Raw genomic sequence first — 18,960 nt, 5'->3', positions numbered from 1 at the left:
GGCTAGTCATACCAGAGCCATAGCTTTCGGTAACCGACCGGAATTTCAACCTGCTCGGCGGGTAGGTGATCGACATCTCCCTCCCAGGTCTCGTCCGGCTCAAAGCCTGATGGCAGCCAGCCAGTCACATGTTCTTCGCTGACGCGCGTTGTGATGACGACCTTGTCAGAGAACGGCCATTCTCCATCATCACACTGCACGATGGCTATCCGGACGTCATGAACTTCAGGCCTTTTCCGTATCGACTGAAATGTGGCCAGAACCGTATCATTGTTCAGCGCTTCCGGACTGTTGCACAGCAATCCGGCTTCACCTTCAGCTCCATCGAAATATTCTTCCAATGTAACAAGTGGCATAGTGAGGGGAGCAACGCCGCCATTGTATTTTTGCAGCGCGCCCATTCTCGAAATCAAGGCAAGTTTCTTTTGCTCATCCATGATGGGGTCCGATACTTCGCAGGCGCACCAATCCTAAAACAGAAAATACCTCTGCGCCATCGGCAGCACCGTTGCCGGCTCGCAAGTCAGCAATTCGCCGTCGGCGCGGACCTCGTAGGTTTCCGGGTCGACCTCGATATGCGGCGTGGCGTCGTTGAGCACCATCGAGTGCTTGCCGATGCCGCCGCGGGTGTTTTCGACGGCGACGAACTGCTTTTCGACGTCAAGCCTGCCGTGCAGGCCGGATTCGAGTGCTGCCTTCGAAACGAAGGTCACCGACGAGTTGGTCCTGGCCTTGCCATAGGCGCCGAACATTGGCCGGTAGTGCATCGGCTGCGGCGTCGGGATCGAGGCATTGGGGTCGCCCATCGGGGCGGCGGCTATCATGCCGCCGATCAGCACCATGTCGGGCTTGACGCCGAAGAAGGCCGGGTTCCACAGCACCAGGTCGGCGCGTTTTCCGATAGTGATAGAGCCGATATCCTTCGACAGCCCATGCGCGATGGCCGGATTGATCGTGTATTTGGCTATGTAGCGACGGACGCGGAAATTGTCGTTGTTGCCGGTTTCCTGCGGCAGCGATCCGCGTTGCCGCTTCATCTTGTCGGCGGTCTGCCAACAACGGATCGCCACTTCGCCGACACGGCCCATGGCCTGGCTGTCGGAAGAGATGATCGAGAAGGCGCCGATGTCGTGCAAGATGTCCTCCGCCGCGATGGTCTCCTTGCGGATGCGGCTTTCGGCAAAGGCGATGTCTTCGGGGATCGACGGCGACAGATGATGGCAAACCATCAGCATGTCGAGATGCTCGGCCAGCGTGTTGACCGTGTACGGCCGCGTCGGATTGGTCGAGGACGGGATGACGTTCGGCAAGCCGCAGACCTTGATGATGTCGGGCGCATGGCCGCCGCCGGCACCCTCGGTGTGGAAGGCGTGGATGGTGCGGCCCTTGATGGCGGCGACGGTGTTTTCGACAAAGCCGGATTCGTTCAGCGTGTCGGTGTGGATCATCACCTGCACATCGTAATCGTCGGCAACCGACAGGCAGCAGTCGATGGCCGCCGGCGTCGTGCCCCAGTCCTCGTGCAGCTTCAGCGAGCAGGCGCCGCCCAGCACCATCTCCTCGAGCGCGGCAGGCAAGGACGCGTTGCCCTTGCCTGACAGGCCGATGTTCATCGGGAAAGCGTCGAAGGACTGGATCATGCGGGCCATGTGCCATGGGCCCGGCGTGCAGGTGGTGGCGAGCGTGCCATGCGCGGGGCCCGTGCCGCCGCCGAGCATGGTGGTGATGCCGCTCATCAGCGCTTCCTCGATCTGCTGCGGGCAGATGAAGTGGATATGTGCGTCGAAGCCGCCGGCGGTCAGGATCTTGCCTTCGCCGGCAATGATCTCGGTGCCGGGCCCGATGACGATGGTGACGCCGTCCTGCGTGTCCGGATTGCCGGCCTTACCGATCGAGGCGATGCGGCCGTCGCGGAGACCGATATCGGCCTTGAAGATGCCGGCGCCGGCATCGACCACCAGTGCGTTGGTGATGACGGTGTCGACGGCGCCTTGCGCCCGCGAAACCTGGCTCTGGCCCATGCCGTCGCGGATCACCTTGCCGCCGCCGAATTTCACTTCTTCGCCGTGGATGGTGAGATCCTTCTCAACCTCGATGAACAGTTCCGTGTCGGCAAGCCGCACTTTGTCGCCCACCGTCGGGCCGTACATCTGCGCATAGGCGGCGCGGGTAATTCTGGCCATCAGCGATTGCTCCCAAAATGCGGTTTGCCGAAATGCGGTTTGCCGAAATGCAATTTGATTGAAGTCCGGCACATTGCTGCCATCCAATGGTCACGCAATGACCCACTGGGCGACACCTTCTGATCCCATTTGGCGTTTGAGGTTAGGGGGTCACCCCAAAACGACCGTTTGCCAATCGATGGAAAGGAAAATCCATGCGCAAAACCATAGTTCTTGCCGCTGCCGCTACCCTGATGCTGGCGGGCGCCGCCAGTGCCCAGCAGCAACCCGCGCAGCAGCCAGCTCCGGCGCCGACCACGCCTGCTCCGGCCACCCCCCAGCCGGCCGTACCGACGATCCAGAGCGTCAACATCGTCGACATCACGGAACTGCCAAAGGACACCCAGACGCAGGTCAATCAGGTCATCGCCCAGCGTGGTGACGCCGGCTTGAAGAAACTGCGCAGCTCGATCGACGCCACGCCCAAGGTGAAGTCCGCGCTGGAGGCCAAAGGGCTCAGCTCGGCGCAGGTCGTCGCCGCCAGCATGGAACCCAATGGCGCGCTGACCCTGATTACCAAGAAGGCCAGCTGACAGACGGGCTGGGTGGGCCGGCATTCGGTCCGCCGGCCGCATCGGGACGGGAACCTTCGCCGGGCGGGATTCGTTTTGTTCTCGCGCTAGACCGCGTCCCGAAACGAATTCCCTCAGGAGCGAGCGATGGCGATCACTCCTTTTCCCGCCCAAAGACGGTTGCAGGCCGTCGCCGCAATGGCGTTGCTGGCGGCGGCCGATCCTGTTGCCGGCCTGAAGGCGCAGGGTCTTGAAAGCACGGAGACCGTCAACCGCATTGTCGGCTCGGAGATCAAGCAGGAAGAGGCCAAGACCACGGCCGAAGCCGGAAACGTCAACACGGCCATCGACCGGACGCGTGAAAACATCGGCCTGGTGCGCAAGACCTCCAAGCTCGACAAGGTCGATATCGTATTCCTGACCGACGCCGCGCGCACCGAAGGCGGCCCGCCGGCGGTAATCGAAAGCAAGATCAAGCAGCATCAGGACGATATTACGGAATTGCGCAAGGAGATCGAGGCCAACGCGCTCTTGTTCAATGCAATCGAGTCGCGGCGCGTGCTTGTGCAGGATGTCCTCGCCGTCGAATTCGACGATCCCGGAAAGGTCGTCATCTACGCCGCGGCCAAGCCGTCGAACTGAGCTGGCCGCGCTGGCAGATCTCACAGCTTGCCCATCACCTTCTGCTGAAATCCGTAGACCTCGCGCTTGCCGCCAAGCGGCACCAGCGTCACGTCGCGCTCCTGTCCCGGCTCGAAGCGCATGGCCGTGCCGGCGGCGATGTCGAGGCGCATGCCTCTGGCACGCTCGCGGTCGAACTTCAGACCCTCATTGGTCTCGAAGAAATGATAGTGGCTGCCGATTTGAATCGGCCGGTCGCCGCTATTGGCCACTTTCAAGGTGATCGTCGGCAGGCCCTTGTTCAGCTCGATCTCGCCGCCCGCCGTGATGATTTCGCCCGGGATCATCTTCACAGCACACCGAAAACGAGGCCGATACCGATCGCCGTGCAAGCGGCACCGGCAGCGCGGGACAGGCCCCGGGACCGGCTGCCGAGACCGAGCCCGGCGGCGATGCCGGTGGCATGCAGGAGCGCGGTGGCGATGGCAAAGCCAGCCATGTATTCGAGCCCGCCGGCATTCTCCGGTATTTCGGTGCCATGGGCGTGGCCATGCAACAGCGCGAACAGGCCGATGATGGCAATGCCGGCCGAGACCGGGAGATCGACCGCCAGGGTCACCAGCAGCCCCAGCACCACGACCGATGCCAGAATGCCCGGTTCGACGAAGGGCAGGGGCATATGCAGCATGCCGAGCGCACCGCCGGCCAGCATGACGCCGACAAAGGCCGCCGGCCAGGCAAGAACCGCCTTGCCGCCCTTGAGCGCTGCCCACAGTCCGACCGCGATCATCACGGTCATGTGATCGAGACCGGTGAGCGGGTGCATGAAGCCGGCCGTGAAGGAGGAGGTCGTGCCGATGCCGACATGGGCATAGGCCGGCATGGACGCCGCCAGAAGTGGAATTGTGGAAAGCGAAGCACGTTTCATCGGAGCGGGGATCATCGAAATGCCTTCTGGTTAAGGGGCGCGGTGTTCAAGCAGCCTTGCGAGGGCCGCAGCCTTCGGCCTTGAGAACGCGTTTGGTCGAGGCAGGGTATTTCTTCAGCATCGCCGCCGGGCGGATCGGCCGGGCCGAAAAATTGCCCCCGCAATTGGGGCAGATGCCGCCCAGCACATGCTCCACGCAGTCGGCGCAAAAGGTGCACTCGAAGGTGCAGATCAACACATCGGTTGCCTCTGGCGGCAAGTCCTTGTTGCAGCATTCGCAATTGGGGCGCAGCTCAAGCATCTTTCCTCCTCACCGTATCGGTTCGTGCACGGTCACCAGCTTGGTGCCGTCGGGAAATGTCGCTTCGACCTGCACGTCGTGGATCATCTCGGCGATGCCTTCCATGACTTGCGCGCGGGTGACGACATGGGCGCCGGCCTCCATCAGGTCGGCGACCGGGCGGCCGTCGCGGGCACCCTCGACGACGAAGTCGGTGATCAGCGCGATCGCTTCCGGATGATTGAGCTTGACGCCGCGTTCGAGCCGCTTGCGCGCCACGATCGCCGCCATGGCGATCAGCAGCTTGTCCTTTTCCCTCGGCGTCAGGTTCATGCGTTTTCCCAGGCTGGTAGCGACAGGCCTACAGTGACCATAATTTGGGCAACCCCGCCCTTCCGTTGAGCAATTCGACGAGTGGAACCAGCCGCTGGCGCAGCCGGTAGCTATCCCCGGCGTAGAGCCTCGCAAGAAGCTTGCCAGATTTCTTGACGCTCCAGACGCTGGCGCTGCCGTGGTCGCCGACGATCTCCAGAACCGGTTCGAGCAGCGCTTCGGCCCGCGGCGACACCAGCAGCAGCGTCGCCATCGCGATCGCGCCGCCGGCAACCGCCGGGCGGTCGAGCGTGGCGGCGATATCGGGTCCGATGCGGAAATCCTCGGCATGAATCAGGGATCCCTCCTGGCGCACACGCCAGCGGTCGTGGAAATTGCCGTGCGCGGCACGTTCGCCCATCGCCAGGCGGCCGAAGACGGTGGCTTCCAGCACCAGCGCCTCGGCGCCGGCGGCAAGCTCGACGTCGAGCTTACGGGCAAAGGCCGCCCGGTCGAAGACGATGGTTTCCTGCGGCAGCCAGGCAATGCGGCCGTTTTCACCGACCGACAAATTGACCCGCACCTCGGCACGATCGGATGCCGCCCGATAGATCTTCTCGCAGGCCTGGGTCGTGATCGATGCCGATGCGGCCGCGCCGACATCCACGTCCCAGGCGATCCGGTCGCCGCCGGTCATCCCGCCGGCGGTGTTGATCAGCACCGCTTCGAGCGGATCGGCCGAGACGGCCGGCATCCTTATTTTGGCGGCACCATCCTGATAGAGGCGCCGCAGGCGCGTGCGACCGTCACTGAGTGCGCAGGAAAGCCGCGCCACGCCCGCAACGCGCTGCGTCGAAATCCCGCCATGTTCAGCCGTATCCATGCCTGCACGTTAAGCACTCCGGCGGCTTTGTCGATATGGAGTTCGATATAGCTTGTTGCTTGACAACGTTTCGGTTTCTATAGAGGGAACCACCTTGGTACGGTCACAGAGCGCTTGGCGGGGGTATAAAACGACGACGGCGGCTTGATACCAGGAGAATAGGGGCGCTGCTCAGTTGGCGTCGGGAAACGCGACACAGTGGGGAAGAAACCGAATGGCCGACCAGCTGGCAACGGATATCATCGCGAAGATCAAGGCTCATGCCGAGCCGGGTGGCGAGGAAATCACCACCAACACCGAATTGACCTCGCTTGGTATCCATTCGCTCGAGCTGACCGAGATCATCTTCGATCTTGAGGAAGAGTATGGCATCGAGATCGAGATGAACACGGTCGACGCCTGGAGCAATCTGAAGAATGTCGGCGATATGGTCGAAGCTGTCCGCGCTCTGATCGCGAAAAAAGCCTGAACTGAATGCGGCAGCGCGTCGTCATTACCGGCATGGGCGGCATTTGCGGGCTCGGCACCAGCGCGCCTGCGATCTGGAACGAGATGCGCGCCGGCCGCTCGGCCATAGGCCAGATCACAAGTCCGCAGCTGCATGATTTGAAGGTCAAGGTCGGCTGCGAAATCAAGACGCTTCCCGATCACGGCATCGACCGCAAGCAGACCGTATCGATGGACCGCTTCAGCCTGCTGGCGACGATCGCGGCCAGGGAAGCCATGCGGCAGTCCGGCCTGGTTTCGAATGAGGCCACCACCTATCGGATGGGCACCGTCGTCGGTGTCGGCGTCTGCGGCTGGGAAGCCATCGAGGAGAACTATCGCGCCATCCTGATCGAGGGCAGGAATCGCGCCGGCATCTTCACCGTGCCAAAGGTGATGCCAAGTGCCGCCTCTGGTCATGTCAGCATGAATCTCGGCCTGCGCGGGCCGGTCTTCGGCGTCACGTCGGCCTGCTCGTCGTCCAATCACGCCATTACCTCGGCCGTCGACCAGATCAGGCTCGGCCGCGCCGACGTGATGGTTGCCGGCGGCACCGATGCGCCGCTGGTCTGGGGCGTCCTGAAGGGCTGGGAAGCGCTGCGGGTGCTGGCACCGGACACCTGCCGGCCATTTTCGGCCGATCGCCAGGGCCTGTCGCTTGGCGAAGGTGCCGGCATGGCGGTGCTGGAGAGCTACGAACACGCCATGGCGCGCGGCGCCACCATTCTTGCCGAGATTGCCGGCGCCGGTCTTTCCGCCGACGCGTCCGACATTGTCGCGCCGACCATCGAAGGGCCGACGGCCGCCATGCGCGCCTGCCTGGCCGACGCCGGGTTCAATCCCGAGGATGTCGATTATCTCAATGCCCACGGCACCGGCACCAAGGCCAACGACCAGATCGAGACGGCGGCGATCAAGCGCGTCTTCGGCGACCATGCCTACAAGCTTTCGATGTCGTCGACCAAGTCGATGCATGCCCATTGCCTCGGCGCATCGGGCGCGCTCGAGATGATCGCCTGCGTGATGGCAATCCGCGAAGGCATCGTGCCGCCGACGGCCAATTTTCGCGAGGCCGATCCCGATTGCGATCTCGACATTACGCCGAATGTGGCGCGCGAGCGCAAGGTGCGCACCGCGATCAGCAACGGCTTCGCGTTCGGCGGCACCAATGCGGTGCTGGCCTTCAAGGCCGTCTGATCCTGCATCGGCCGTTACAACTACCCGGGGCGATCCCGATCGTCCCAGAGTTGACTGTCGGTGCACGACGAAACGTTCACCGCCATATTGATCGTGCCGTTTGGCGCGTCTAATTCTTGGCCGCCCCCCGCCAAACCGTGCCGCTCGGCGCGAATCCCCATTCAGGAGTTTCCCATGGCCGACCCGTCCGCCTTTCCGATTGCAACGCGCTGGCCAGCCAAACATCCGGATCGGATCCAGCTCTACTCGGCGACAACGCCGAACGGCGTGAAGATATCGATCGCCCTGGAAGAACTCGGCCTGCCCTACGAGCCGCATCTGGTCAACATCAGCAAGAACGAAAGCTGGACGCCGGAATTCCTGTCGCTCAATCCCAATGGCAAGATCCCGGCGATCATCGACCCGAACGGTCCGGACGGCAAGCCGATCGGCCTGTTCGAATCCGGCGCCATCCTGCTCTACCTCGCCGAAAAGACCGGCCTGCTCATGCCCGTGGATGCGGCGCGTCGCTACGAGACCATCCAGTGGGTGTTCTTCCAGATGGCCTCGGTCGGGCCGATGTTCGGCCAGGTCGGTTTCTTCCACAAATTCGCCGGCCGCGAGATTGCCGACAAGCGCCCGCTGGAGCGCTATCGCGATGAATCGCGGCGGCTGCTCGGCGTCCTCGATGGTAGGCTGAAGGGCCGCAAATGGATCATGAGCAATGACTACACTATTGCCGATATCTCGCTGCTCGGCTGGGTACGAAACCTGATCGGCTTCTACGAAGCGCGCGACCTCGTCGGTTTCGACGATTTCACCAATGTGGCGGCGTGGCTGGAACGCGGCCTGGCGCGGCCTGCCGTGCAGAAGGGCCTGACCATCCCGGCCAGAGCCTGACCCCCCAAACCTGCGAGCTTTGAGAAGGCTCTACTTCGCCTTGGCTTTCGAATCGCCCTTGCCTACCACGGATGCTGCAAGCGATGCAGTACCCCTGGCGGCGGCGACGACGGCGCCTGCAGCCACATTGGCCGCAGCCTTGACCGTGCGCAATGCGCTGCTCGAAATAGAACCGTCAGCGCCTGCCGGTTTCTTGGGCTTTGCGGTTTTCGGCGCGGCTTTCGCGGCGGCCGGCACCACTTTCTTCGGCGCTGCCTTGCCGAAGGCCGGCTTGGTATCCTTGGAACGCGCCGTGGTTGCCGGGCCGGCGCCTGCCTTGGATTGGGTTGCCTTGCCCTTGGAGGGCGCGGGCTTTCTTGCCTTCTGTGCCATCGGACGGACTCCCTTCTTGGCAGAATTGCCTTGTCCGCGATAACGGCCTGAAAGTCTTAAGGTTCCCCTTGCGCAATCCGTAGAATCAAGCGGAAAGGCCGATCACCAGATCGGCAGCGCGGCGGCGAGCGACAACCCGGTCGATGTTGGGCATGTCGTTTGAGGCGATCCAGGCGCGCGCATCCTCATCGGAGCGGCCGTGCCCGTGCCAGCGCTCCAGCAGGCGGCGCTCGAGCTCGTCACGCGGCACGTCGACGAAGATCGAGAAATCGAACAGCGGCGCCAGCCGCGACCACGGTTCCTCGTCGAGCAGCAGGTAATTGCCCTCGACCAGGATGAACTTGGTCTCGGTGGCGACGATCGAGGCGGCGGCGCGCGACAGTTCAAGGCTTCGGTCGAAGACCGGTATGGCGATATCGGGTTCGCCGGCCCGGATGCGCTTCAGCAGGGCCTCGAAGCCGGCAAAGTCAAAGGTTTCCGGCGCACCCTTTCGCGCGCGCAGGCCGCGCCGCTCGAGCACGGCGTCGTCATAGTGGAAGCCGTCCATCGGCACGACCTCCGAAGTGCCTTCGGGCAACAGCTCACGCAGCCTCGCCGACAGCGTCGACTTGCCGGCGCCAGGCGGCCCGGCAATGGCGACGATGAAGCGGCTTGCCTTGCCGGCACGCTTGAAGATGGTGGCGGCGAGATGGGCGATTTCGGACATTGGAGCCTCTCTCTGGCCTGCATGATCGGCAGGATAACCACAATCGCGGCATCTTGTCGGCAGCAAGCGGAAATTTCAAACCGGAATTTGCGCCCCAACGTTCCTTGCGAACAAACAGGAAGCCATCCACTCAAGCTGCCGCCGTCCGCCCTATGCGCAGGAAGTCGCTGTCGAAGGGAACCTCCCAGGACGAGCTGCCGGCTGCCGGCCGCATACGGCCATCCGCAGTCGTGATCGCCTGCGGCGGCTCGCCGCCGGACAGCGGCATGGCGCCGATGATGTGGCGAAAGGAAACGCTGCGGCCTTCGCCAAGCGCAAAGGCGGTCGCCACGCCTTCGCGCGTCAGCCAGTTGTCGCCGATCGAAGCGGCATGACCTATCGCCGTGCGGCCGTCCTCGATGCCGAGCACGCCGCGGTGGCGGCCGCTCCAGGGCGCGTAGTCGCGTCCGCCATTGCTGAACCACAGCATGGTGATCGGCAGCTCGGCGGGGTTCTTCAGCACCAGCACCAGGTCCTGTTCGGCCTCACGCGCCAGGGCGGTCCAGCCCGGCCCGCCATGATCGGCCTCGACCAGCGTCAGGAAATCCTCGCGGCGGTCGCCCATACGATATTCCGTCAGGTCGACCGTCCCGCCGCCGGCGGCGGGAAAATGACCGAGATCAGCGGACCGACCCGGATAGGCCAGCATGAAGCGGCCGCGCGCCGGATCCGGCTCCAGCGGATCGTCCGGCGTCGCGGCGAACCGCTTTGGCGAAAAGGCCAGCCTGCCGCCGCCCGTCATCGCCGTCATCGGGTGATGGGCGACCGAGATCGCGCCATGGCCTCCGGAAAACACATGCTCCTGGTAGAGGAAGGGATGGCCGTCGCGCAGCGTGAGGATCTTGTCGACTGAAGCGCCCATCACCCTGTGCCGCAAGCGATAGACCGCACGCCAGCCATCTTCCGTGGCGGCACTCTCGACGACATCCCAGGCGCTGTTGGCCGGCCAGCCATGCAACGGCGCCTCCTCGACATCGCTGCGTGAAAACGGCGCGCAGAGAAAATCGCCGGACAGCCGGACTGTGCCTTCCGGCAGATAATCCGGCAGCGTCTCGCCCGCGTCGACCCACGGTGCGCGGTGCAGCGGCTTCAGTTGCCGCCCGCCGCCCTCGACGACCATGTCGGCGATGTGGCCGACCGTGAGATCGAGCGAAACCGAAATATCCCTGGCCTTGATGGTGCTGACAGTCATTGCGCTCTCACCGATTCTGAAGGCGCAAACAGAACCCCTTCGGCGCCGGTTGCGCAAGCTTGATGTCGGGCATTTCGTATCAAAAGGAGGGTGGCGACTGATCGCCGAACGTCGGCGCTGCCCCCGCTCCGCCTCGCTGCGCGAGGCACCTCTCCCCCGCTTTGCGGGGGCGAGGAACCCAAGTTCTGCAAGACTGGCCTTTCGAAGTTGGCGGTTCCTCGCCCCACGAAAGTGGGGAGAGGTGGCTCGGCGAAGCCGAGACGGAGAGGGGAATGGCACCGCCCCCTCTACTGCCGCTTGTACTCCCGCACCGGCGACTTGGTGTCGTCGGTGTAGGTGACCTGCACCGACATCGACTTCACGCTGTCGGCGACCTTGAAATAGCCCTTGGCGTCGTAGGGGATGGCGTAAGGGTCTTTCTTGTCGCAAGGCGGTATCTCGAGCGACTTGTCGAGCGCGGCACCGTTCAGGCTGTAGTGCACCTCCTTGATGGCGCAGCGGTAGGACAGCATCTGCGTGAAATAGACCAGGCCGTGATTGCCGCCGGAGTCGAAGGCGATCCACGACGTCCAGAACTGGTCGAGGATCTGCTTGTTGCCTTGCTGAAGCGCTGCCTCCGGGTCGAAACGGATGTCGAACGGGCCAGTTTCGCGGCCCCGTATGTCGAGATATTTGATCGCGATAATTCCGGCCACGGTGCTGTCGGGCATCTCGAAGCTCGGATTGGCCATCGGCTTGCCGGTCGTCTGGTCGTTCATCGCCAGGAAACCGGTGTCGGTGAACGGGCCGGTCTCGCCCATGCGCCAGGAGATGGCGGTCGCCGGCTCCGGCAGCGAGATGGTCATCGACCAGCCCTGGTTGGAGCGCATCGGCGTCAGCGAAGGCACGAAGCGGGCAGGGTCGAACACGTCGCCGAGCGCTGCCAGCCGGCTGCGGCTGCGGTCCAGCCAGTCGGCCAACTGCGTCTGGTCGACGAAATATTTGAGCAGCCCGCCATCCTTTTCGTAGGAAACGAATTTGGTCAGCGCCTTGGCCTCGTTGCGCTTGTCGGCCAGCGTCTGGGCGCCGAGACGGTCTTCCGAGAACTCCTGCGCCAACAGGAAATAGGCCGGCGCGAAATCCGCATTGGCCGCGATGAAAGCGTTGAGCTTCTCGAGGCGCTGGGCGTCGTCGAATTGCAATATATGCACCAGCTTGATCGACAGCGCCTTGCCCTTGTCGGCAAGCGCGCCGAACACCTCGCGGGCGCCGGCCTTGCCGTCCTGGACCCGAAGCAGCGTGGCAAAGCGCGTATAGGGGTCGATGGCGTCGACATCGAAGCCGGCAAAGGCGAGATAGGAGCGCCGCGCGTTCAGCATGTCGCCGGAAAGCTCGTAGACCCGGGCATTGTGGTAGAACTCGTCCGGCCGCTTCGGCTCGGCGATCGCCCCACCTTGCGCGGCAAGGGCGGCAAAGCCCTTGGCGATGGTGTCGATCGAGGCGGCGATCTGCTGCGTCGTCGCCTGCAGCTTCTCGGTCTGGGCCTGCTGCTGCGCCTGGCCGGCGGCCAGCGTCTCGGTCTGCTTCTTCACCTCTTCGGCGGTTTTCTGCACCAGTGCGGTCTGCTGCTGCTGGGCGTTGGCGATCTCGTCGGTCTTCTTCACCACCGTGTCGGTCGACTGCTTGACCGCTTCGACCGTCTTCTGCGTCTGCGTGACCGTCTGCTCGATCTTGGCCACCTTGGCCGAGACGATGCCCAGCGACTGCTGCAGCCCGGCGATGGCCGGCACCAGGCTGGCGATCACCCCGTTCTGGGCGTTGGTCTGCTGTTGCAGGCCGTAGACGCCGCCGGCGACGGCGGCAGCGCTTGTGGCGAAGATCAAGGCCGGCAGCGCCTTGGCCGCCAGCACCAGCCTGAGCACGATGGCAATGGCGATGGTGACGGCAGCCACCGAGGCGGCCAGCGCGATATAGGCGGCGAACGGCGCCAGCGGATTGAGGATATCGGAAGCCGCACCTCCGATAAAGGCGACGCTGCCGGCCCATTTGCCGGTGCGACTGAGCGATGCCCTGATAAGCGAGGGCGCCGCGCCCCCGGCCCCGATGTCAATCATGCCAAGCCCCCAAGCCGCCAGATACCACGACTTCCCACAGGAAACACGGTTTTGGCAAGGAAAGACACGGGAAACAGGCCGTTTCGGGGCGCTTTTCGGAGGAACCAGGTCCTGCGCGGCCTCGACAATCCTGGGGCTAACCTCCATTAACCAAATGGACGCAGCTGACGCGTTACGTTAGCTTCGCCTTATCTCAGCAACAGCTTGACCGAACAGACTTGCCCTTGCCCCACCTGCGTCTCCTTCCGCTCATCCAGCGCGTTTTTGCGGTCCTTGGCCTGTTGCTGCTGCTTGCCGGCTGCACGACCGTGACGCCGCCGGACGCCGTATTGGCGGTACCGGCGCCGCCGCAGAAATATGCCGCCATCGTCGTCGACGCCGGGACCGGCAAGCAGCTGTTCGAGGTCAACTCGACGGCGCAGCGCTATCCGGCCTCGCTGACAAAGATGATGACGCTGTATCTGCTGTTCGAGGCGCTGGACGCCGGCCGCCTCACCAAGGAAACGCAGATCCCGGTTTCGGACCATGCCGCCTCGCAGCCGCCGACCAAGATGCGCTTCCGGCGCGGCGAGACCATCGATGTCGATTCCGCGATTCGCGCCATCGTCGTCAAATCGGCCAATGACGTGGCGGTGGCGGTCGGCGAATATCTCGGTGGCTCGGAGGATCAATTCGCCGCCATGATGACATCCAAGGCGCGCCAGCTCGGCATGACCAGCACCTCGTTCCGCAACGCGTCCGGCCTGCCCGACGACAACCAGCACACCACCGCGCGCGACATGGCGGTGCTCGGCATGGCGCTGCATCGGCGGTTTCCCCAGCAGTTCCACTATTTCTCCGAAAGCGACTTCATGTTCCGCGGCAGGTTGGTGCGCGGCCACAACGACATGCTCGGCCGCGTGCACGGCGTCGACGGCATCAAGACCGGCTACATCAGGGCCTCGGGCTTCAACATCGTCACCTCCTACAATGCCGACGGCCGCAATCTGATCGTGGTGGTGATGGGCGCCGACAGCGCCCGCCAGCGCAACGATCATGTCGAAGCGCTAATCCAGCGCAGTCTGTCGCCCGCGATGGCCGACACCAAGACCAGGCTGATGTTCGCCGAGCAGTGAGGAGTGGTCCGCGCAGCGGACAAAAAGCCAATTGCTTGGCTTTTTGAACGACGAACGGTGAAGCCACGGTCCGCCTTCGGGCGGATCGAAAGATCCAGTGGACCTTTTGAAGGGGCTGAACGCCCGAAGGGCAGGGAGCCTGCGAAGGGCGAGCTGCCGGTAGCAAGCATCGCGCTCGGCTGCGCGTGGCGCATTGCCCGGTGAGGGCAACTGTGCTACATATCCAGGCATGGTGCTGAGTCGCGCCAGTGACCCGCCGCAAGGCGGTTTTTTGTTGCCGTCGCCCTCCCGCAGCCCTGTACGCCCTGGTTCGCAATGCCGTTCGAGCAAGGTAGGCGATCAGCGCAAACCCTCATCGCTTCGTCATCCACGGGCGGAGCAAGGAGCGCAGCGACGCGGCGCAGACCCGAGGATCCATGCCGCGACTTCAAAGCGCCGCAGCGGTGCTGAAGTTGGTGTGATGTCGGCGGGACAACACCCCCTCTGTCCTGCCGGACATCTCCCCCGCAAGGAGGGAGATTGGCAGATTGCTCTGATGGCGCTTTTTCTTCGACGTCGGGGATTGGCGAAAGCAGTCATGACATCCAATCTCCCCCCTTGCGGGGGAGATGTCCGGCAGGACAGAGGGGGGTGGGAAGGATCGCACAGAACGAGTTTCTATCCCGCGCCACTGCATTTCCTCGTCGTCCCGGCATGGCAACAACACACAGGATCCTCGGGTCTACGCGTCCGCTTCGCCCGTGGATGACGATGTTGGTGAGGCTTCGGCCAATCTCGAATGTCCCCACCCGCCCTGAGGCCGCGAAGAGCGGGCCGCAGCCAGCCACACCGACCCCCTCCGATCGATCAAAACCACTTGTCCGGCCCGCGAAATCCGTGCCCCGCGCTGGCTATGCGCCGTCACCTCTGTTTATCGTCCCGCCCAGCACCACCACAGGAGCCCGCACCATGAGCACCGTTCCGAAAACGCCCGAGCAGCCGGCAGACAATCAGAACGACAGCGGCGGCGAATATTTCGAGGCGCCGACCACCGGCGAGCTCGAGGCCGACCAGACTTCGGACGAGCACCTCGAAACGCCCGACGTGCCGGATTCGGAGCCGTCCGCTCCGGGCGCCCATCGTGGCAAGCCGAAGAAAAAACCATCGGCGATATCGGGCCGCAAATTCCGCAAGCGCGATCTGGTGCGCATCGACACGCTGCGCCCGAGCCTCGCCGACCGCATTCGATCGGATCATCCGGACCTGCCGGCCGGCGCCCGCATCACCCGCGCCGAGCTCGGCCGCTACCGCATGCGCTACATGGAGGAGCTGCTCCAGCAGGAACACGGCGAATTCTCCGAACTCGACCGCCAGGTGGTCGAATCGATCGCCAGGCAGGACACGATTTCCGAAAACTCGGAGGAAGAGTTCGAGGAGCACCGGACGTTCGCCGACCGCGTCTCCGACAACATGGCTTCCTTCGGCGGCAGCTGGTGGTTCCTGATCTCGTTTGCCAGCGTGCTTCTGGTGTGGATCGGCATCAACCTGTTCGCCGGCATGGCGGGCGCCTTTGATCCCTACCCCTTTATCCTCTTGAACCTGCTGCTCTCCTGCATTGCCGCCGTCCAGGCGCCGATCATCATGATGAGCCAGCGGCGGCAGGAATCCAAGGACCGCCTGCGCTCCTTCAACGACTACCGCGTCAACCTCAAGGCCGAGCTGGAAGTGCGCCACCTGCACGAAAAACTCGACTACCTCATCTCGCGCCAATGGACGCGCCTGGCCGAAATGCAGCAGATGCAGCTGGACGCGATGCACGAACTGACGGGTGCCAGGAAGCCGAAGCGGGCGGTACGGAGAAAGAGGGCGGTGAAGAGCGAGGCGGCGCAGTGAGCGGCTAGGTCCCGCGCTGTCGCTGATCTCACGGATACGGCTGACGAGTCTGGTAACTCTGTCCTCGTCGAATACTTGCTCCGGCCCCGTAGGAGCTAGATCGGTAAAGGGTGGCTCATAGAGCAAGCTCGGGTCCATCGTGCCCTGGTCGGTCAGGTGCTCGATGATCATGCCGACGAACTCGATCTGGGCGGCGGAAGCTGTTCCCGCAGACAGGAATTCGCCAAAGGCTTCCGAAACGGCGGCACGGTCGAGCCCTACCAATGAACGCACGAACCGACCGAAGCCACGGCTGGTCTCGCGGGCTCGTTCAATATCGCCGGCGTCACCAATGCCTGCATCGAGCAGCATCTTTTCCAGCGCGGCCAGATCGATGGCCGTCAGCGGCTTTCCCTGCCTCAGCTTGTGCAAGACGAGATGGTCCTCGTGCCTCTTGAGGAAGTGGCGTGCTTTCTGCTTGAAGCGAGCGAAGTCGGCTTCGCCAACTTGGGGCAGATCGATTTCAACACCATCGCCGATCTCGTCGGCAAAGTCGGAATAGACAATCGCTTTCCGACCCTTCTCGATGTGCTGGACGAGATCGCGCAGCCGTAGCCGAACCAGTTCGAGCAAAGGAACGTTGACACCCTCCCACCAGATGTCCGTCTGGATCTCTTCGATCAGGACGGCCCGATGAGCGATCGCCGGAATGCCAGTCTGGTCCTCCAGCGCTGACGCGATTTCCAGCAGTTGCTTCTTCAGCGTGTCGAACCGCTTGGAGCCCTTCAGCAGCGCAAGCTGCAGCGAAAACATCAACAGGTCGAACCGCTTCGCCTCCTCGGTTCCAAACTGCTTCGCCGAAGGTAAAGGCGCAATCTCGTCGACAAGCTCCTTGCGCTTCTCGTCGTCGATCGCGATCCAGGCTTCCGGTCTTTGGTATTTTTCCACCGCGCGACGACGCTGACGCACGATGAAATTCTCGAGGTTCAGCCCGGCTAGGGTGTCGCGCAGAACTTCGACCGCATCGGTTCTGATATCTTCCTCGGTCAGCGGCGAGGCGACATAGGTCGAGGCTTTGAAAGGTGTCGGATCTTCGGCTAGGCCATCGGACTTGCGCTTCTTTTCGTCAAGCGCGCGCACCAGGTCGAGCCGCGCTGCAAACAGCCGTTCCGACAATGACTTCGCGGTGCTTGCATCCTTGAGTTCCGGATTGGCGCCGAAGAATTCAAGGTTCTGGCAGTAGTCGAAGACGCGGAAGAACTCCTTGTCTTGGCCCGGCGCGAACAGGTCGGGACACAGCCGGGTGCCGCGCCCCATCATCTGCCAGAATTTCGTCTTCGAGCGCACCTGCTTGAAGAAGACGAGGTTCACCACCTCCGGCACGTCGATACCGGTGTCGAGCATGTCGACCGAGATGGCGATATGAGGGGCCTTCGTTTTCTTCGAAAAATCGTCGATCAGCGTTTGCGCATAAGCGCCGCTCTCATGCGGATAGGCCGCGTTGAACCGCGCCTCGATGAACACCGCATGCGCCTGGTTCTTGGCGAAGATGATGGTCTTGCCGAGCCGATCACCACCTTCGACCTTGAGTCCGTTGGTCATCAAATGCGCGATGACGAGATCGACGGTGTCGGTGTTGAAGAGCCGCTTGTTGACCTCCGCGGCATCGACGCTGTCGGGGATCTCCTCTTCGCCCCATTCCAGCATGTCCCAGCGGTCTTTCCCTTCATCGCTGAGATCGTCGTAGCGCAGGCCGGAGCGCACGATCTTCAGCGGCACGGAAATCGCCTTGGGCGGCACCAGATGGCCATCGGCCACCGCCTCGTCGAGCGAATAGGCGTCGGTCGGGATGCCATCCTCAAGGTCGACAGCGAATAGGTGTTATGGTCGATTTCGTCCTTGGGGGTCGCCGTCAATCCGACGAGGAAAGAGTCGAAATATTCGAAGATCGCCCGATAGCGTTGGTAGACAGAGCGATGCGCCTCATCGATGACGATCAGGTCGAAATGGCCCGGTCCGAACTTGCGCTTCTCGTCGGCCTTGCCATCGATCAGATTCATCATTGTCGGATAGGTCGACAGGAAAACGCGGCCATCGCTGGTGCGCTCGGTGACGAGGTTGACCGGCGCTGAATCCGGCAGATGTGCCTTGAACGCGCCGGCGGCCTGGTTGACCAGCGCGACACGGTCGGCGAGGAACAGCACGCGCTTTGGCGATGCCACCCGCCCAGAAGGCATTCCACACGGCGTCGATTTTTGAGCGAAGTTCACCTGTGATCATTCATTCCTCGAATACTGACTGTGATTTCGTCGCGACCGTAAGGCAGGTCGGCTCACGATCAAAGTGCCGATAGAGCACCAAATGATTTTGCAGCTCGGCCTTGCATCTTTGAGTCCGCCCTTCACTTTGCATAGGTCGCGGCGGAGGACAGCGTTGATTCCCATTTTGGATTTTGTGTCCGAAAAAATTATCGCCGGCGTTCTGCAAAGGGGCGAAAGAGGGCGCCGCTATCAAGCTGTCTTGACTGGTCTCACGTCGCCGGAATTGGAAGGCGTGAGGGCGGCTCTCGATGCGAAGATCGACGGAGATAATATCTTTACGGCTGGCTGGATGCCTGGCACGAACTGGATCAACACTCCTTTTTGGCCGATATGCGTAGGTCCCGCGCAACGCGATATCACTTGGGCCAGGCTGATGTTCGGGTTGATGGTCTGGGAAGCATTCGAACGCCATTCCGATGACTGGTTGGTTGGAAACTTTGAACTAACGGCATTGACATCGGCAGCCGCACCTATTGGAAGCGGAGATACTAAATTCAACCTCCACTCCATCTGGAACGAGCAGCATTCGATTCGAGCCTGTGGTTTTGCCTTTGCCGCAGCCGCTATCCATTTGCCCGTTGAAGCCCGCCGCGGCTTCCGCTAAGAAGCCGTGACTTGCCGGTTCACCGGCTGGTACGTTTTCCGGATTCCGGGAAGCACCCGTAGCTCAGCTGGATAGAGCGCTGCCCTCCGAAGGCAGAGGTCACAGGTTCGAATCCTGTCGGGTGCGCCAGTTTCAACATAAATATCAGGTGGTTAGGTGAGAATGGTTTTGGCGAGTGTCTCAACGCCTACTCGGTATCAGTAGACCATTTCGCTTTAGCGCGTTCGGCTTCCGCCGCGCAGCAATCACAGCGTCACCGGCGAATGGCAAAGCACCCCTCCGAAAATGGTCGAGCGTTCTTTGCCACAGGGCCGGTAACCAGAAAGTTTGCAATTGATCCGCCATGT

Annotated in this window: 20 protein-coding genes, 1 tRNA gene and 1 pseudogene; 9 read left to right on the top strand and 13 right to left on the bottom strand. The window is 62.7% G+C overall.

Annotated elements, in window-relative coordinates; translation table 11 throughout:
* Window positions 1-2 precede the first annotated feature (2 nt).
* Window positions 3-437, bottom strand: a complete 435-nt coding sequence (locus tag NKH57_RS24935) for a YfbO family protein (protein ID WP_352728401.1) — start codon at window positions 435-437, stop codon at window positions 3-5.
* Window positions 438-470: 33 nt separating this feature from the next.
* A complete protein-coding gene (gene ureC / locus NKH57_RS24930) occupies window positions 471-2,183 on the bottom strand; it encodes an urease subunit alpha (protein WP_502907335.1) in 1,713 nt (570 codons plus the stop codon).
* 194 nt (window positions 2,184-2,377) lie between these two features.
* On the opposite strand from ureC, the gene NKH57_RS24925 reads away from it, so the two are divergent.
* Together NKH57_RS24925 and NKH57_RS24920 are read left to right on the top strand one after the other, a co-directional pair.
* The gene (locus NKH57_RS24925; protein ID WP_023760243.1) at window positions 2,378-2,755 is read left to right on the top strand and encodes a hypothetical protein; all 378 of its coding nucleotides are present in this window, start codon (window positions 2,378-2,380) and stop codon (window positions 2,753-2,755) included.
* Between the two features lie 126 nt (window positions 2,756-2,881).
* Entirely contained in the window at window positions 2,882-3,376 is a 495-nt protein-coding gene (locus tag NKH57_RS24920) for a hypothetical protein (RefSeq protein WP_352728403.1), read from the top strand.
* A 20-nt stretch (window positions 3,377-3,396) separates the two neighbouring features.
* Here NKH57_RS24920 and NKH57_RS24915 read toward each other — a convergent pair whose 3' ends face one another.
* The 5 genes from NKH57_RS24915 to NKH57_RS24895 are packed head-to-tail and all read right to left on the bottom strand — an operon-like array spanning window position 3,397 to window position 5,758.
* Window positions 3,397-3,702: an urease subunit beta gene (locus tag NKH57_RS24915; RefSeq protein WP_352728405.1), complete on the bottom strand. Its 306-nt coding sequence runs from the start codon at window positions 3,700-3,702 to the stop codon at window positions 3,397-3,399.
* Window positions 3,703-3,704: 2 nt separating this feature from the next.
* Window positions 3,705-4,298, bottom strand: a complete 594-nt coding sequence (locus NKH57_RS24910; RefSeq protein ID WP_352948170.1) for a HupE/UreJ family protein — start codon at window positions 4,296-4,298, stop codon at window positions 3,705-3,707.
* Between the two features lie 31 nt (window positions 4,299-4,329).
* Window positions 4,330-4,584, bottom strand: coding sequence for a DUF1272 domain-containing protein (locus NKH57_RS24905; RefSeq protein ID WP_352728408.1), 255 nt, complete (start codon window positions 4,582-4,584; stop codon window positions 4,330-4,332).
* A gap of 9 nt (window positions 4,585-4,593) precedes the next feature.
* Window positions 4,594-4,896 carry an urease subunit gamma gene (locus NKH57_RS24900; protein ID WP_023760238.1) on the bottom strand — a complete coding sequence of 101 codons (303 nt, stop codon included), beginning with the start codon at window positions 4,894-4,896 and terminating at the stop codon, window positions 4,594-4,596.
* 28 nt (window positions 4,897-4,924) lie between these two features.
* Window positions 4,925-5,758, bottom strand: a complete 834-nt coding sequence (locus NKH57_RS24895) for an urease accessory protein UreD (protein WP_352948167.1) — start codon at window positions 5,756-5,758, stop codon at window positions 4,925-4,927.
* Window positions 5,759-5,972: 214 nt separating this feature from the next.
* Here NKH57_RS24895 and NKH57_RS24890 point away from each other — a divergent pair, with 214 nt between their 5' ends.
* From NKH57_RS24890 to NKH57_RS24880, 3 genes are all read left to right on the top strand, one after another.
* Complete coding sequence (locus NKH57_RS24890) at window positions 5,973-6,227, top strand: acyl carrier protein (protein WP_023760236.1); 255 nt, start codon at window positions 5,973-5,975, stop codon at window positions 6,225-6,227.
* A 5-nt stretch (window positions 6,228-6,232) separates the two neighbouring features.
* A complete protein-coding gene (locus tag NKH57_RS24885; protein WP_352948164.1) occupies window positions 6,233-7,441 on the top strand; it encodes a beta-ketoacyl-[acyl-carrier-protein] synthase family protein in 1,209 nt (402 codons plus the stop codon).
* Between the two features lie 174 nt (window positions 7,442-7,615).
* The gene (locus NKH57_RS24880; RefSeq protein WP_352948161.1) at window positions 7,616-8,320 is read left to right on the top strand and encodes a glutathione S-transferase family protein; all 705 of its coding nucleotides are present in this window, start codon (window positions 7,616-7,618) and stop codon (window positions 8,318-8,320) included.
* Window positions 8,321-8,350: 30 nt separating this feature from the next.
* On the opposite strand, the gene NKH57_RS24875 is transcribed toward NKH57_RS24880, so the two are convergent.
* From NKH57_RS24875 to NKH57_RS24860, 4 genes are all read right to left on the bottom strand, one after another.
* Window positions 8,351-8,692 (bottom strand): hypothetical protein, encoded by a 342-nt coding sequence (locus NKH57_RS24875; RefSeq protein WP_352728416.1) that lies wholly within the window; start codon window positions 8,690-8,692, stop codon window positions 8,351-8,353.
* An 85-nt stretch (window positions 8,693-8,777) separates the two neighbouring features.
* Complete coding sequence (locus tag NKH57_RS24870) at window positions 8,778-9,398, bottom strand: nucleoside triphosphate hydrolase (RefSeq protein WP_352948159.1); 621 nt, start codon at window positions 9,396-9,398, stop codon at window positions 8,778-8,780.
* A gap of 130 nt (window positions 9,399-9,528) precedes the next feature.
* Entirely contained in the window at window positions 9,529-10,629 is a 1,101-nt protein-coding gene (locus NKH57_RS24865) for a hypothetical protein (RefSeq protein ID WP_352948157.1), read from the bottom strand.
* A gap of 287 nt (window positions 10,630-10,916) precedes the next feature.
* Window positions 10,917-12,722 carry a methyl-accepting chemotaxis protein gene (locus tag NKH57_RS24860; RefSeq protein WP_352948155.1) on the bottom strand — a complete coding sequence of 602 codons (1,806 nt, stop codon included), beginning with the start codon at window positions 12,720-12,722 and terminating at the stop codon, window positions 10,917-10,919.
* Between the two features lie 224 nt (window positions 12,723-12,946).
* Between NKH57_RS24860 and NKH57_RS24855 the strand changes: the two genes are divergently transcribed.
* Both NKH57_RS24855 and NKH57_RS24850 read left to right on the top strand, forming a co-directional pair.
* The gene (locus tag NKH57_RS24855; RefSeq protein WP_352948152.1) at window positions 12,947-13,837 is read left to right on the top strand and encodes a D-alanyl-D-alanine carboxypeptidase family protein; all 891 of its coding nucleotides are present in this window, start codon (window positions 12,947-12,949) and stop codon (window positions 13,835-13,837) included.
* Window positions 13,838-14,785: 948 nt separating this feature from the next.
* On the top strand, window positions 14,786-15,709 hold the full coding sequence (locus tag NKH57_RS24850) for a DUF1003 domain-containing protein (protein ID WP_352948203.1): 924 nt from the start codon (window positions 14,786-14,788) through the stop codon (window positions 15,707-15,709).
* Between the two features lie 87 nt (window positions 15,710-15,796).
* On the opposite strand, the pseudogene NKH57_RS24845 reads toward NKH57_RS24850, so the two are convergent.
* Window positions 15,797-17,290, bottom strand: a pseudogene (locus NKH57_RS24845) (type I restriction-modification enzyme R subunit C-terminal domain-containing protein); the annotation flags it as partial.
* A 167-nt stretch (window positions 17,291-17,457) separates the two neighbouring features.
* A complete protein-coding gene (locus NKH57_RS24840; RefSeq protein ID WP_023760225.1) occupies window positions 17,458-17,910 on the bottom strand; it encodes a DEAD/DEAH box helicase family protein in 453 nt (150 codons plus the stop codon).
* Window positions 17,911-18,049: 139 nt separating this feature from the next.
* Here NKH57_RS24840 and NKH57_RS24835 point away from each other — a divergent pair, with 139 nt between their 5' ends.
* Window positions 18,050-18,613, top strand: a complete 564-nt coding sequence (locus NKH57_RS24835) for a hypothetical protein (protein ID WP_352948149.1) — start codon at window positions 18,050-18,052, stop codon at window positions 18,611-18,613.
* Between the two features lie 52 nt (window positions 18,614-18,665).
* Window positions 18,666-18,742, top strand: a tRNA-Arg gene (locus tag NKH57_RS24830).
* Window positions 18,743-18,960: the final 218 nt, after the last annotated feature.

Origin of the sequence: Mesorhizobium sp. M1050 (genome assembly GCF_040318715.1) — a bacterium.
Taxonomy (GTDB): Bacteria; Pseudomonadota; Alphaproteobacteria; order Rhizobiales; family Rhizobiaceae; genus Mesorhizobium.
The sequence above is the reverse complement of the archived record's forward strand: the minus strand, read 5'-3'. Positions and strand labels throughout refer to the sequence as shown.